Source organism: Victivallis vadensis, assembly GCF_003096415.1.
GTDB lineage: Bacteria > Verrucomicrobiota > Lentisphaeria > Victivallales > Victivallaceae > Victivallis > Victivallis vadensis.
On the sequence record NZ_QEKH01000011.1, the window covers coordinates 40045 to 53574 of the forward strand.

The window sequence follows — 13530 nt, forward strand, 5'->3', positions numbered from 1 at the left end:
TCTCATCTCTTTTTCAGCCAGATTTCGGAAATGCAGGTGCTGACCGCCCGGCCCGGCACCTTGCGGAATTCGATCGCCACCTCGCCGCCGGACGCGGTCACTTCCGCCGGGATGTCCAGCGAGAAACGGGTGAAATCCTCCGGTTTTTCCGAGGCCGGGCTGAGCAGCCGCCGTTCGCGCCCCGGCTCTTTGGAGGTCGGGTTCACAAAGTGCATATTGTTCGGCACACACCTGCCGAGCAGCCGCCCGTTCGCATACACCTCGAACTCATTCGGGCTGTTCAAGGCGAAAGTCACACCGTCGGGATTCGGATAGGTGAACTCAACCTTGTAGGCCGCTTTCGGATCGACCGCCGGGTAGACGAACCGCAGCCCGTCCAGCGCCTCGCTGCTGAAGTTGTAGGAACGCTGCGAAGGCCGCGAATCCCGCACCATCCGGCCCGAACCGTAATAGACCTCGCCGGATTTCGGATCGAAGTGCGGCATCTCCCCCGGCGTGCCGCAGTTGTCGTAGTATTCAAGTTCGCCGACCCGGTCGTAATTCACCACGGCGTCGCACAGTTTGCGGGCGGCGGCTTCGTCCGGCGCGGCGGCGATCTCCTTCAGCCGGGCGATCAGCCAGCCCGCGCCGACCTGATCCGGGCGGCTGTCGAGCCGCTTCAGCGCGATCGACCGCAGCCCGGCGGCGGCATCGAGCGCATCGTCGGTCCGCTGCATGATCTCGCGGTACGGCTTCAGCGCCGGAATCCGCCCGGCCTCCTCCAGTTCCGCAATCATCCGCTTCACCTGACCGGCGGAGGGGACTTTGCCGGAAAGCTGAGTCAGCACCCGGTCATAGACCCGCTTCTGCGCATCCATCCGGGTCCACATCCACGCATCGAACGCGGCGCGCTGCCGGAAAAGGTCGAACCGCCAGTTGTTCCGCCGGTACGGCGCGGCCATCTTCCGGTACGCTTCTTCGACCATCCGGTGGCACTTCAGGATGTTTTCCCCGTTGGGCAGCATTGCCTGTTCGACATTCCGCTCATGCAGGAAGATCGCGTCGGTCAGCAGTTCCGCGACGTTTTCGCCGCAATAAAACGCCGCGTATTCACGGGTGATCTGCCGGTCGGAAAACTCCGGGCTCCACAGCAGCCGCAGCGTGAAGAACTTCGAGAAATCGTCGAAGATCGACTCCGAATACCCGATGCCGTGCTCGATGTACGGCAGCACCTCACGCCACACGCGCCCCAGCCGGACCGGGCAGGCGTTGAACGAGCGCCGCTCATAGGTTTCGGACCACGCCGGATCAAGCTCGGCCACGCCGGTCTGCGAACGCTTCCAGTGGCCGATATCCATAAACGCGAGTACCTGCTGCCCCGGCGCCAGATAGTTCAGCCGCGACTTCAGGAAGGCGCTGCCGGGGTAGACGCCCGGATAGCGGTCGAACGCCGGATTGGGCTTCACATAACCGTAGAAGGAGTTTTCACTGCTGCCGGGGCCGTAGGCGTAACCGGCGAACTCCGGGGATTTGTCCCGGTAGAAACGGTCGAACAGCAGCCGGTTCGCCTCGGTCCTGAACTCCTGGTTGGAGAAGAACACTTTGGCCTTCGGGTGATATTTGTGGATCGCCTGCGCCGTCTCCACCGCCAACTGGTAGTAGGTCAGCGCCCACGGGCGGCACTTCCCGCAGTCGCACCCCGCCACATCCCCCGGAAGCAGCATCACATAGTCGATGCGCGGCGTATGCCTGGCCGCGATCTCATGCCCCCAGATCATCGCCTCGCGCGCCTCCGGAATCGACGGGCAGGCGTGCTGCCACGAGCGGTAACGGAACAGCAGCGCGCGCCACTCCGGCTTCATATTGTCCCGGCCGATCCCGTTGATCGAGTGCGAAAGCACATAGTTCAGCCCGTATTCGTCGCAGAAATCCATCACAAAGGTACTGACCTGCTTTTTTTCGCCCCTGTAACGGTCGAGCACGACCGGCATTCCGCCGCCCCAGCCGTGGGTGTAGCCGTTCATGCCCTGCAGGATCAGCTCCTCCTGATAGTCGATCCCCTCCTGCTTCTCCCATTTGCGCGCGCCGGTGCCGGTGCGCATGCCGGAGTCCATATTGACCGGCCATCCCTGATTGACGCTGCGCAGCTCATAGCGCGGAGCGGAGGTCTCGTCACAGGCGTCAACGGAAAACCCGCTGCCGTCGAGCGCGGTTTTCCGGTAGAGTGCGCCGAGGCCGAACAGCGTGCCGAGCCGGTCGGCCCCGGTCACCTCCGCCACCACGCCGCCGGCGGGAACGGATGCGATCCGCAGCCGGTAGCCCTCCGGGCCGGGCGACTTTTCCGCCGGGAAGTACGGCAGGATCTTCACCAGCAGTTCTCCTGCCTTCGGAGCGGCGGAGACAGCCTCCGCCTCGGCAAGCTGCGGCACGCGCGCCTTCATCCGCCGCAGGAACACGCCGGCGCTCTGCCGCAACCCGGCGTCCGATGTTTCCGGCAGTTCCAGCCGGAGCCGTTCGATCGGAGCGGCGGCCGCCGCCACGCAGAACGACAGCCCCAGAAACAGACAATATTTCAACATGGATATCCTCCCCCTTTTACGGATGTTTTCAGTACAGGTAACCGCGGTTGGCCCCGGTCATATAGTGGACGTTATTCACACTGTCGCCCGGATCGGTGTAATCTTTGCCCATCTCGGTCACATGGACGGTCCGGACGCTGCCGTCGAGGCAGGCGCGGTTGCTGTCCCGGATCATCCTGACCGCGACCGGAAACGCCACGCCGGACGCGCCGGAAATCCCGCAATGGTTGAAATCCGCCTGCCCGTTCAGATAGAAGTTGCGGTCGGTGAACACCGCCTGGCGCGGTTTGCCGCGGCTGATCTTGGCCGGAGCGCCGGTCGGTTCGGTATCCTTGAAGTTGCTCGCCGCCCACTTGCGGCGCGGCATCAGCCCGGCCCAGTAACAGAAGCGGGCCGAATACGCCTTACTGCCGCTGCTCCACGACGGACCGGGCGTATAATGTGACGGGATGGCCGGGCAGTGGAAGATCAGCAGTTTCGTCCGGTCCTGTGCTCCGCCCTCCAGCCCGGAAATCCCCAGATAACCGGCGAACGGCAGCATGAACGACCCGTACTGCAGATTGTTGGTAAAGGAGTTGTCCGCCGTGGCTCCTCCGAGCGGCGCAGCGTAATTATTCTCCAGCGCCTGATCGTTGTTGTCCCCGGCATACATCAGGAACGCCTGCGTCAGGTTCTTCAGGTTGCCGGTGCAGCGGGCGCGTTTCGCGGTCTCGCGCGCCTTGTTCAGCGACGGCAGCAGAATCCCGGCAAGGATCGCAATGATCGCCACGACGACCAGCAGCTCAATAAGGGTGAAATTACGTTTCATGGCCGGTTCCTCCGAGTTTTTGAATAACACTACTTGCCTTTTCCCATTTTTTCCACATGCGAATGAAAAGTTTTCAACTGAATCAGCTGTTCGCCGGAGAGACGGTCGCACGCCACCCGGCAGAAGTCGGTCATCGGCACGCCGCACTCCTTCAAAAACAGCTTCGCCGAGCGCGGATACTTGAACTCCACATGGCGCTGGACCAGATTGAAGAAATCCTGCAACTCCCGCGCCCGCGCCGGATCGCCCCGGAAACAGGCGCACTCCTCCGACAGCAAGCCGGGGTAGAAATTCGCGGAGGTGCCGCTGTAACCCGCCGCACCCAGCTCCAGCGATTCGAGGCAGGTGGTCAGGTTCGCATTGTAGAGCTTGAGCCCGGTTCCGGCACAGGCCGCGAGTTTTTCCGCGATCACCGCCGCGTCGCAGCAGGTATCCTTCAGGAACGCGAGCCGCCCTTTCGCCATCCGGGCCAGTTCGCCGAGCAGCGCCGGAGCGACCAGCCGGTGGTAGGGAACCGGACACTCGTAAAGTCCGAGCCGGATCTCCGCCGTCGCCGCCAGCAGCCGCCCGAACGCCTCCCGGAACGCCGCGTCATCCGCCTCCTGCGGCACCAGCTGACAGGCCGGAATCACCACCGCGTCCACGCCGCAGGCGGCCATGTCGAACACCGACTGCAGTTTCTCCGCCTCGCTGTTGCCGAGGCAGCCGCAGGTCACCACCGGCACCCGCCCGGCGGCAACCGCCACCGCTTCGCGCGCCAGCTCCAGCCGTTCCGCCGCGGTGAGCTCGTACAGTTCGCTGCTCAGGCAGACCGCGAACAGCCCGGTCACGCCGTTGGCGATATAATATTCCAGCAGCGCCCGGTAAGCCGGGAAGTCGATTTTACCGTCTTCGCGAAACGGCGTCAACACCACCGGCCACACTCCGTCTTTGAATTCGCGTTCATTCATGATGCTCATATCCCCCGTTGATCGTTGTTATTTCTTCTATTATTATGGCACAGACGATCCCCGGAAGCAATAGCAGTCCGTTTGCAAAAAATATCCGCAACTTTGCATTTTCTATAACCAAAAATCCATAAAACAGCCTGACAAGAATTTTTTTACATTTTTAAAGCAAACAACTCTTGCAATTAAGGCAAAACGGCAAAATAGTAAAGGAGGAGAGCGAAACAATGGAATTCCTGCTGAAACAACTGATCGCCGCGTGTCGCGAACTGCGCGAACCGGCCGGCTACTACCACGGCATCACCGGCGGACGGCAGGATATGCCGGACAACATCATCCTGCTGCACCGCTGCCGGGAAATGAAGATCAGCTTCGCACATAACGCAGACAAACTCTATCACAGCCGGTATGTGCTGACGCTGAACCTGAAAGCGGAGGGGCTGGTCTGCGTCAATGAGAAATCGTTTCCGCTGCCGGAGGGCTACGCCGCGCTGACCTACCCTTACCAGTCGCACTGCTATGTGGTGGACCAGAACGTCTTCGACTGGCTGATCGTGACCTTCGAGCAGAACTGCCCGCTGGCTCCGGGGCTGATGTACCGCAGCACCCGGCTCAGCGCATCGTGCTGCGCCGTCGCGGAACGGCTGCTGGCGCTCTACCGGGAGCTGCTCGCCGCGCCCTCCGCCGCAGGGGCGGAGCTGCTGCAGTCACTGCTGCAGACACTGCTTTTCGAGCTGCTTTATTCGACCGATTTCATCAATGCGGAAAACCGGCCGCACAGCGACAACAACCGCATCCACCTCTTTGAACAGCTCAACGGCTATATCTTCCAGCACCTTTCCGATCCGGAGCTGTCGCTGGAGGAACTGGCCGCGAAACACTACATCTCTCCGGCGCTGCTGCATCTGATCTTCCGGCAGATGGCGGGCTGCACGCCGGGCAAATACATCCGCGACATCCGGATCAAGCAGGCGCAGAAACTCCTCGACCAGCGCGAAACCCAGATCGCCGAAATCGCCGAACGGACCGGTTTTTCCTCGCCCGCCGTCTTCAGCCGCTGCTTCCGGCGGGAGGTCGGACTGTCGCCCAGCGAATATCAGTCGCGCCAGAGCGTGTAGGGATTGCGGCTGAGGGCGCCGTTGGTATAGCGCGGATCGCCGGAAACCTCCGCACCGAGCCAGTCGGGACGCACGAACGCGGTCTCCTCGGCAGGCAGTTCGATTTCGGCGGTGAAAAGCCCGGCGTTGAGTTTGAAATACTCGTCGACCTCCCAGAACAGGCCGTCTCCGGCCGGAAAGGTGTAGCGGATCTTTTCGACGATCCGCGTACCGCAGAATTCCAGCAGCATCGCCTCGGCGTCGGCCACCGGAATCTCATATTCAAATTCACTGCGGCTGACGCCGGAGGGACGCCCCTTGACGGTCAGGAACGCCCGTTCCCCGGCGATTCGCACCCGGAGCGTCGGGGGCGGTGCGGTGCATATTCCGCTCTCGAAGTAGCCCTGCACCATGCGCACTCCCCTGCCCGCCGCCGCGCGCCAGCCGTCATTCGCGACCAGGAACTTGCGTTCGATCTCGGTCGCCATCAGTTCCGCACGCCGAACTTGTAGACGGTGTACTGCTTGTATTCCCCGCCGGGATTCAGCCGGGCGCTCGGAAACTCCGGATGGTTCACCGCATCCGGCCAGAGCTGGGTTTCAAGGCAGAACGCGCTGAACTGCGGATAACTGCTCTCCGTCTTTCCCCTGAGCGTGCCGTCCAGGAAAAAGCCCATGTAGAACTGCACGCCGGGAGCGGTCGTGGAGCAGGCCAGCTCAATGCCGGTCCGGTCCGACCACGCCACCGCGACGTTCTCCTTGAAGCTCTCCGCCTCGTCGGAAAGTACGAAATTGTCATCGAAACAGTTCGGATTCTCCTCGTGGATCTTCGCAAAACTCTTGCCCGCGCGCAGGTCGTAAAAGGTTCCGGCGACTTCCGGATTGCGTCCGGTCGGGGCCAGGAATTCGTCGACCTCGGTGCGGCGGCCGGCCTGAATCATGATGGAGTGGTCGCCGCATTCGCCCGCCCCCTCTCCGTTCAGGTTGAAGTAGCTGTGATTGGTCAGGCTCAGCACGGTCGGCGCGTCGGAAGTGCCGGAGTAGGCGATCGACAGCGCGTTGTCCTCGGTGATGTGGTAGACCACTTCGACCTTCACATTTCCCGGGAATCCGGCGTCGCCGTCGGGACTGTTCAACGTCAGCTTCAGCGTGTAGTCGTCCACCACCTCCGCCTCCCACAGCCGCCGGCCGTAGCATCGGCCGCCGTGCAGGGTGTTTTTACCGTTGCTGTCGTTCAGTTCCAGCTGATAGGTCTTGCCGCCGAGCGTGAACCTGCCGTTGGAGATCCGGTTCGCAACCCGCCCGATCAGCGCGCCGAAGAAAGGGCCGTTTTCGATATAGTCCGCCGGCTCCGCGAAGCCGAGCACCACATCGACCAGCTTGCCGTTGCGGTCCGGCGTCAGCAGCCGCACGATCGCGCCGCCGAAATCGGTGATGTCCGCGCCGAAGCCGGAGCTGTTGCGCAACGAATACAGCCGGGCGGTCCGCCCGTCGGGAAGCTGGAAAAAGTCCTGAATTTTCATCGTCGATCCTCCTCGTTCACCGGGATTCCACCGGTCAGTTCACTGTAGGTTTTGAAATGCAGTTTCGCGCAGCGGGCGAATGCACCCGGCCCGTGTTTTTCCAGAATGCGCGCACCGGTTTCGCGCACCAGCGGCCCGGCCCCCTTCGGAAAAGTTTCGCCGAATTCCGCCGACAGCTTCTCCATGCCGCGCAGGAACTGTTCCCGCGCGAGGATGCTCGCCGCCGCAACCGCAACGTCGCTCTCCGCCTTGGTCCGCTGCTCCATACGGATCTGTTTGCCGCGCGTCATCAGCGCCCGCTTGATCAGCGACTCGTCGGCGAACTTGTCCGACAGCATCCGCGGGCACTCCGGCACCTTTTCGAGCAGGTTCTCGATCACCCGGGCGTGTCCCCAAGCGAGCAGCCGGTTCAGGTTGCCGATCTTGTCGTAGAGGCGGTTGTAGGTCTCCGGCGGCAGGTTCACCACCGCATACTGATCGCGCGCGATCTCCCGGATTCCCTTCGCCAGCTCCAGAATCTTCTTCGGGCTTTTGATCAGCTTGGAGTCGCAACAGCCGAGCTTACGCAACTCCGGGCCGGTTTCGGCGTCGGCGTAGACTCCGGCGATGCACAGCGGCCCGAAGAAGTCCCCCTTGCCGCTCTCGTCGATGCCGCCGTGCGGCTCGACCGGTTCGTCAGCCGGATCGGGGTCCAGCCCGAATGTGAAAGTGTGCAGGATCTCCGGCTCCAGAATGAAACTCACGAAATCCTCCGTGCCGCCGCCCTGCACCGTCAGTTTGCCGGAGTTGTAGACCGCCACGTTGACCTTGTCGCCGACCGCCTTGTAGCGGGCGTACTGAAGCTGCCGGAACTCCCAGCCGCGCCGGTCGAGCAGTTCCCGGAGCGCGTCCGCCTGCTCCGGCGTGACGGTGCACACGTAGCTGGTCACTTTCTTACCGGCCATATCCGCCCTCCCCCAGAATCGTCCGCCCGGAGAGCGCGGCCGCGATGGTCGCGCCGTCGGCATAGGAGAGGTTCGCCCCCGCCGGCAGTCCCAGCGCCGGCTGCGTGACCCGCACCGGCGCGTCGCGCAGCAGCTCCGCCAGATAGATCGCGGTGGCCCGCCCCTCGACATCGGGACTCAGCGCCAGGATGATTTCACGCACCTGACCGGAGCGGGCAAGCCCGATCAGTTTCTCCAGATTCAGCCCGGCGCCGTTTTCGGCGTCGAGCGGCGACAGCCGCCCGCCGAGCACATGGTAACGCCCCCGGAAATTGCCGCTCGCTTCGATCGCGAACACCTGCGCCATCGTTTCAACCACGCAGACCAGCTGCCGGTCGCGGTCGGGCAGCCGGCAGACCGCGCAGAGTTCGCCGGCATTGGACAGCGCGCCGCACTCCGGACAGCTGCCGACCGTGGCCGGCAGCGTTTCGACCAGTTTGCCGAGATATTGCAGTTTCTCCGGCTCCCAGCCGAGCATGGACAACGCGAGCCGTTCGGCACCGCGCCGCCCGATGCCGGGCAGCTGCTTCAACGCGCCGATCAGCTCCTCGACCGCATCCGGATAACTCAGATTGCCCGCCATGCCGCGCACCGCACCTTCCGCTTAAAAAATTCCGGGCAGGTCCATGCCGAGCCCGCCGGTCACTTCGGTCATCTTGGCCTGCGCAGCCGCCTTCGCCGCAATCAGGGCGCTGTTGGTGGCGAAAAGGACCGCCTCCTGAAGTTCGGCGGCATTCAGATTCGCGTCCGGGGCGATTTCGACTCCCTTGACCATGAAGTCGCCGGAGACGGTCACCTTGACCAGGTTTCCCGCGCTGGAGGCGGAGAACTCCATGGTCGGCATCTCCTCCTTGAACTTCTTGAGGTTGGCCTGAATATCCTTCGCTTTGCTCATCAGTTTTGCCATTTCGGCGAGATTACCAAACATCGTACAAAAAACTCCAAAAACAGTTAAAAAAAGCCGGCTTGAAGCACTTCCCCAAGCCGGCCGTGAATCGAAATTATTTCTTACATTCGGCCGCGGCGGCTTCCTTCGCATTGTAATTGCGCCGCTGTTCCGCCCGGCGGTGCCACATCGACACCAGCGGAGCCGCGATGAAGATCGACGAATAGGTGCCGACCACGATGCCGAGCATCATCACCAGCACGAAGTCGTTGATCGCGACGCCGCCGCCCAGGAAGAGCACGAACACCACGATGAAGGTGGTCAGACTGGTCAGGATCGTCCGGTTCAGCGTCTGGTTGATCGACAGATTCACGGTATCCACATAGTTCTTGCAGACCCCGAGGTGCACATTCTCCCGGATACGGTCGAACACCACCACCTTGTCGTTCATCGAGTAGCCGATCACGGTCAGCAGCGCCGCCACCACGGTCAGCGAAATAGTACGGCCCAGCAGCAGATAGATGCCCAGCACCACCAGCAGGTCATGCCCCAGCGCGATCAGGCTCGACAGCGCGTACACGAATTCATACCGCAGCGACACGTAAACCGCAATGCCGACCATCGACAGCGCGATCGCGATCAGCGCCGCCTTGGTGAACTCCCAGCCGATCAGGCCGCCGACGCTCGATTCGAGGCCGCCGGAGAGCTTCGCATCGGGGAACGCCTTGTTCAGCACCGCCGCGAGCTGGTCCTTCGGGCTGGAAGTGGCGCTCCGGCCGGTCAGGTCGCCGCGGATCAGCACCTCGACCTTGCGGTTTTCGGAGGCCGCAGCCGCATTCGCCTTATAGGTGACGGTCGCATCGTAACCGGCGGCCTTGAGCACCTTTTCCATCTCATCCTGCGGGATCTGCGCCTCATAGTTGAAGGAAACCGCCGTGCCGCCGGTGAAGTCCACTCCGAGCACATCGCGGCCCTTGACGCAGAGCAGCACCACCGCCAGCAGGATCAGCGCGAGGCTGACCATCACGGTCTTGCTCCACATCCTGTCGAAATTGAAGTTGGTGTTTTTAAAGAACTGCATCATATGGATATGGTCGATCTTCGTATACCGGAAGATGTAGTCGAATCCCAGCCGGGTCACGAAGAGCGCCGTGAACAGCGTCGTCAGAATACCGATGCTCAACGTTACCGCGAAACCCTTGATCGCGCCGGTGCCGACGTACATCAGGATCACCGAAGTGATCAGCGTGGTCAGGTTCGCGTCGAGCACGGCGGAAAACGCCCGGCTGTACCCGAGATCGATCGAGGAGCGCAGGCTCTTGCCGGTCGCCAGTTCTTCGCGGACGCGTTCATAGACCAGCACGTTCGCGTCGACCGCCATGCCGATGGTCAGCACGATACCGGCGATGCCCGGCAGCGTCAGCGTGCAGTTGAACGCGGCCATCGCGCCGAGGATCAGCACAATGTTCAGCGCCAGCGCCACCACCGAAACCACACCGGCGAGCCGGTAGTAGACAATCATGAACACCGCGACCAGCACCATGGAGATCACTCCGGCCCAGATGCCGTTGGCGACGTTGGAGGCGCCGAGCTTCGGGTCGGTGTCGAACACCGCGTCCACCTTGATCTGGAACGGGAAGCTGCCCGACACCAGCGCGTCGGAAATGCTCTTGGCCTCCTCGTCGGAGAAGCTGCCGCTGATTTCGGCGTTGCCGCCGAGGATCGCCTGCCTGATCGCCGGGGCGCAGTACAGATGCCCGTCCAGCACAATCGCCAGCTGGCGGCCGACGTTTTCGCTGGTGACCCGACCGAACTGCTCAGCGCCTTCGGTGTTGAACCGCAGCTGGATCTTGCGCTGGCCGAACTCATCTTTGGCGGCCTGCGCGTGCGAAACGCCCTTTCCATCCATCTGGGCGCGGTTTTCGACGAAGTAGTATTCGACCCGCGGCGCCTGTCCGGCCCGGAACTCGCTGGTTTTCATCAGTTCGTAGCCGAGCGGAACGGTGAAATTCTCCGGGTTGGCCAAGTACTGCTGGACCAGCGCGGCATTGTCCGGATGCACCAGGCGGAAACGCAGCTTCGCGCTCATTTTGATCAGGTTCAGCAGCTTCACCTTCTCATCCTTGGCAACAACCGGCGCGCGCAACGCGACGTAGTTGCTGCCGGACGGGGCGATTTCCGCTTCGAAAATCTTCTGCCCTTCCAGACGTTTGCGGAGGATTTCGATCGCGATGTCGCGGTAGCGGTCGAATTCGGCCCGCATGCGCTTTTCGAGATCGGCGCGGCCCTCGCCGCCCTTGCCGGAATCCTCCTTGAGCTTGCTCAGGAACTCCTGATCCGGCACCAGCTGCAGAATGAACTCCACACCGCCGTTCAGGTCGAGTCCGAGGCGGATCGAACTGGAAGCCTGTTTGCGGATCAGGCTCATCACATCCCGGTTGTCCTGAAGATCGTTGCCCTTGACCCGGCGGGTCAGGTCGATCCCCTTGTCGTCCGCCGCCTGCAGCAGCGCCTGCGACTGGTAAAGCTGCGGATTCTTCTTCTGGAGTTCACGCGCGGTTTCCACCAGCTCGACGGCTTCGGCGTCATCCTTATTCGTCAGCATTCCGAGAAAGGTCTCGTAGTAATCGCGCTGGAACAGCGGATGGATCGCTCCGGCAAACACCAGGACCACCACCACGGTGATCAGCGTACGCAGAATCAACGGTCGATTGTTCATTTTAAGAAAATATCCTTGACTGTGGGATTACTTCGCCGCCTTCGGGTCGGCTTCCTTCGGATCCACGGCGAGGTCGGCAATGCCGTTCTTCACCACTTCGACCTGGACCCGGTCGGCGATTTCCACCACGAAGCTGTTGCTTTTCACTTCGACGATGGTGCCGTACATGCCGGAATTCAGCAGCACCCGGGTCCCTTTCACCACCTGGTCGATCATCTGCTGGCGCTTCTGCGCCTGCTTTTTCTGCGACCGCATCATGAAGAAAATCATCACCGCAAACACGATGATGATCGGCAGCATGCCGGTCAGCATGTTCGGCTGCGGCTGGGCTGCGGCGCCCGGCGCGGCAGCGGCTCCGTCGGCGACGACGGTGGTAGTGGTCTGGGCAGCGGCGGGAGCAGCGGTTTCCGCTGCGGCGAGGATGGACATGAAACTCATTTTTCTGACTCCTTTGGGTATTTTGTCAATCTTTCGAGATTTATTTGCACTGTCGTTTGCCGACTCCCAGAAGCGAGAGGTGACGGTCAAACCAACGTTCCAACGCAGCGTCGTACTCTTTTGAAAACCGGTGCATCGCCGCAAAAAAGCGGCCGCCCAGTTCTCCCTGCAGAATCGGACCGTAAGAGATATGCATCAGCTGGCGCTCCTCCGGCAGCTCCAGCAATTCCGGCAAAGCCGTGTCGGCGACTGCCTCAAGCGCGGGAATCCGGGCCGGATCGGCGGTGATGTGATAAAACTGTTTCATTCTCCCGAAATTCTCCAGTGCACAGCGATGCATCTCCCGGTAGAGCGCCGGTTCGTGCGCGGCGATGACTCCCGCCGCCACCAGCCAGCTTGTCCCGGCCGTTTTCAGGTGAAAGCGGCCGCCGGTTTCCCGGCCGATGATCGGGAACACGCTGAACTTGTCACTGCCGGAGTGAATCGAGAGCTTATAATCGCCGTAGGCGTGCGCGATCCGGACATGAAGCCGGAGCTGCCGCTCGAATTCGGCAAGGTTCCCGCGATAATCCACCCCTTTCTGGAATTCCCCGGGGAAACAGGGGGCCAGAGAAGCAAGTTCCACCCCCCGCTTGCGCAGTTCACGCGCAATAAAAAGATGATGGGCCGGAACGGTTTCCACTCCGGTCTCGTCAAAGGAAAGCTCCAGATCAAAATCGCTTCCCCGCTTCGACTTCAGATATTGAAACACCTTCACCGCAAAATCCAGCGCGGCGCCGTACATCACCGCGCACCGGCGCGCCGTCGCGCCGTCCACGGCGACCTCGCTTTCCCCGACCACGAACACCTGATTCTCATATTCAGAGCGGATCCGCTCCTGTTCCGCCGGATCGCAGTCGCCGAAACGCTCGCTGACCTCGCCGTCCTCCCACGCCGCCGCGGCGGCGACAATCTGGTCGGAAAGATCCAGCGTCACCATCGGCATTCCGGCCGCCAGCGCCGGTTCAAGATCGGCAATCGTCTTCAGGTGGTCGCCATCCGCACCCCACCCTTCGCGCCAGTCCGCCTCGAACACCGAAAAGCAGGCGGCGTCAACCACATCCTGAAACGAACGGTTCGTCATCGACAGCTCCCGCTTCGACTGCTGCGCCAGCACCGGCTTCACCTTGAACTTGCGGATCGAAGCGAGCTGCCCGCGACCGGCCAGCCCGAGCCGGTCGCCGCAGCCGATCGTCGTGCGGCAATCGTGCAGGCTCGAAGGGGCAGTCCACGGGAAATGGCGGCGCAGGGCGGCGGCATTGGCGGCCGAAAGCTTCCCCACCAGCGCCGCTCCGTCGGAGAGCCGGTGAAGCTCCCCCTCGAATCCGGCGGGAAGGACCTGCGGATAGTCGGCCACCACCAGCAGAAAACGCCGCTCCGTTCCCTGCCCGATCATCACCAGCGCCTCGCCCAGCTTATGGACCGAGGATGCGGCAACGGAAACCGGGCCGCTTTCTTTTTTGAGCAGCTTTCTGGCTTCCGCCTCACTTTTTTTCAGAAGGGCAAGCGCGCTTTCTGCAATATTTATCATCT

12 protein-coding genes are annotated in these 13530 nt (G+C 62.1%); 1 reads left to right on the plus strand and 11 read right to left on the minus strand.

Annotated elements, in window-relative coordinates; genetic code table 11:
* Positions 1-2: 2 nt before the first annotated feature.
* The 3 genes from C8D82_RS08075 to C8D82_RS08085 are packed head-to-tail and all read right to left on the minus strand — an operon-like array spanning position 3 to position 4316.
* Positions 3-2558, minus strand: coding sequence for a hypothetical protein (locus C8D82_RS08075; RefSeq protein WP_116883765.1), 2556 nt, complete (start codon positions 2556-2558; stop codon positions 3-5).
* Between the two features lie 28 nt (positions 2559-2586).
* Positions 2587-3366, minus strand: a complete 780-nt coding sequence (locus C8D82_RS08080; RefSeq protein ID WP_116883842.1) for a type II secretion system protein — start codon at positions 3364-3366, stop codon at positions 2587-2589.
* 29 nt (positions 3367-3395) lie between these two features.
* The gene (locus C8D82_RS08085; RefSeq protein WP_165832924.1) at positions 3396-4316 is read right to left on the minus strand and encodes a dihydrodipicolinate synthase family protein; all 921 of its coding nucleotides are present in this window, start codon (positions 4314-4316) and stop codon (positions 3396-3398) included.
* Positions 4317-4540: 224 nt separating this feature from the next.
* Here C8D82_RS08085 and C8D82_RS08090 point away from each other — a divergent pair, with 224 nt between their 5' ends.
* Positions 4541-5431 (plus strand): helix-turn-helix transcriptional regulator, encoded by an 891-nt coding sequence (locus tag C8D82_RS08090; RefSeq protein ID WP_116883767.1) that lies wholly within the window; start codon positions 4541-4543, stop codon positions 5429-5431.
* On the opposite strand, the gene C8D82_RS08095 is transcribed toward C8D82_RS08090, so the two are convergent.
* The 8 genes from C8D82_RS08095 to C8D82_RS08130 are packed head-to-tail and all read right to left on the minus strand — an operon-like array spanning position 5410 to position 13528.
* Positions 5410-5898: a CYTH domain-containing protein gene (locus C8D82_RS08095; protein WP_116883768.1), complete on the minus strand. Its 489-nt coding sequence runs from the start codon at positions 5896-5898 to the stop codon at positions 5410-5412. The genes C8D82_RS08090 and C8D82_RS08095 overlap by 22 nt on opposite strands.
* Positions 5898-6932, minus strand: coding sequence for an aldose epimerase family protein (locus C8D82_RS08100; protein WP_116883769.1), 1035 nt, complete (start codon positions 6930-6932; stop codon positions 5898-5900). Before C8D82_RS08100 ends, C8D82_RS08095 begins: the two co-directional genes overlap by 1 nt.
* Positions 6929-7876 carry a ribonuclease HIII gene (rnhC, locus tag C8D82_RS08105; RefSeq protein WP_116883770.1) on the minus strand — a complete coding sequence of 316 codons (948 nt, stop codon included), beginning with the start codon at positions 7874-7876 and terminating at the stop codon, positions 6929-6931. Before rnhC ends, C8D82_RS08100 begins: the two co-directional genes overlap by 4 nt.
* Positions 7866-8498 (minus strand): recombination mediator RecR, encoded by a 633-nt coding sequence (recR, locus tag C8D82_RS08110; RefSeq protein ID WP_207776091.1) that lies wholly within the window; start codon positions 8496-8498, stop codon positions 7866-7868. Before recR ends, rnhC begins: the two co-directional genes overlap by 11 nt.
* Before the next feature lie 21 nt (positions 8499-8519).
* A complete protein-coding gene (locus C8D82_RS08115; protein ID WP_116883771.1) occupies positions 8520-8954 on the minus strand; it encodes a YbaB/EbfC family nucleoid-associated protein in 435 nt (144 codons plus the stop codon).
* Positions 8917-11520, minus strand: coding sequence for a protein translocase subunit SecD (gene secD, locus C8D82_RS08120; protein ID WP_116883772.1), 2604 nt, complete (start codon positions 11518-11520; stop codon positions 8917-8919). The genes C8D82_RS08115 and secD overlap by 38 nt, the downstream gene beginning before the upstream one ends.
* 27 nt (positions 11521-11547) lie before the next feature.
* Positions 11548-11958, minus strand: coding sequence for a preprotein translocase subunit YajC (yajC, locus tag C8D82_RS08125; protein WP_116883773.1), 411 nt, complete (start codon positions 11956-11958; stop codon positions 11548-11550).
* A 40-nt stretch (positions 11959-11998) separates the two neighbouring features.
* Positions 11999-13528 carry a tagaturonate epimerase family protein gene (locus C8D82_RS08130; protein ID WP_116883774.1) on the minus strand — a complete coding sequence of 510 codons (1530 nt, stop codon included), beginning with the start codon at positions 13526-13528 and terminating at the stop codon, positions 11999-12001.
* Positions 13529-13530: the final 2 nt, after the last annotated feature.

Coding starts and splice junctions, on each gene's coding strand:
- C8D82_RS08075 (WP_116883765.1), bottom strand. CDS start 2,558: ATGTTGAAATATTGTCTGTTTCTGGGGCTGTCGTTCTGCGTGGCGGCG.
- C8D82_RS08080 (WP_116883842.1), bottom strand. CDS start 3,366: ATGAAACGTAATTTCACCCTTATTGAGCTGCTGGTCGTCGTGGCGATC.
- C8D82_RS08085 (WP_165832924.1), bottom strand. CDS start 4,316: ATGAATGAACGCGAATTCAAAGACGGAGTGTGGCCGGTGGTGTTGACG.
- C8D82_RS08090 (WP_116883767.1), top strand. CDS start 4,541: ATGGAATTCCTGCTGAAACAACTGATCGCCGCGTGTCGCGAACTGCGC.
- C8D82_RS08095 (WP_116883768.1), bottom strand. CDS start 5,898: ATGGCGACCGAGATCGAACGCAAGTTCCTGGTCGCGAATGACGGCTGG.
- C8D82_RS08100 (WP_116883769.1), bottom strand. CDS start 6,932: ATGAAAATTCAGGACTTTTTCCAGCTTCCCGACGGGCGGACCGCCCGG.
- rnhC (WP_116883770.1), bottom strand. CDS start 7,876: ATGGCCGGTAAGAAAGTGACCAGCTACGTGTGCACCGTCACGCCGGAG.
- recR (WP_207776091.1), bottom strand. CDS start 8,498: ATGGCGGGCAATCTGAGTTATCCGGATGCGGTCGAGGAGCTGATCGGC.
- C8D82_RS08115 (WP_116883771.1), bottom strand. CDS start 8,954: ATGCGAAGGAAGCCGCCGCGGCCGAATGTAAGAAATAATTTCGATTCA.
- secD (WP_116883772.1), bottom strand. CDS start 11,520: ATGAACAATCGACCGTTGATTCTGCGTACGCTGATCACCGTGGTGGTG.
- yajC (WP_116883773.1), bottom strand. CDS start 11,958: ATGAGTTTCATGTCCATCCTCGCCGCAGCGGAAACCGCTGCTCCCGCC.
- C8D82_RS08130 (WP_116883774.1), bottom strand. CDS start 13,528: ATGATAAATATTGCAGAAAGCGCGCTTGCCCTTCTGAAAAAAAGTGAG.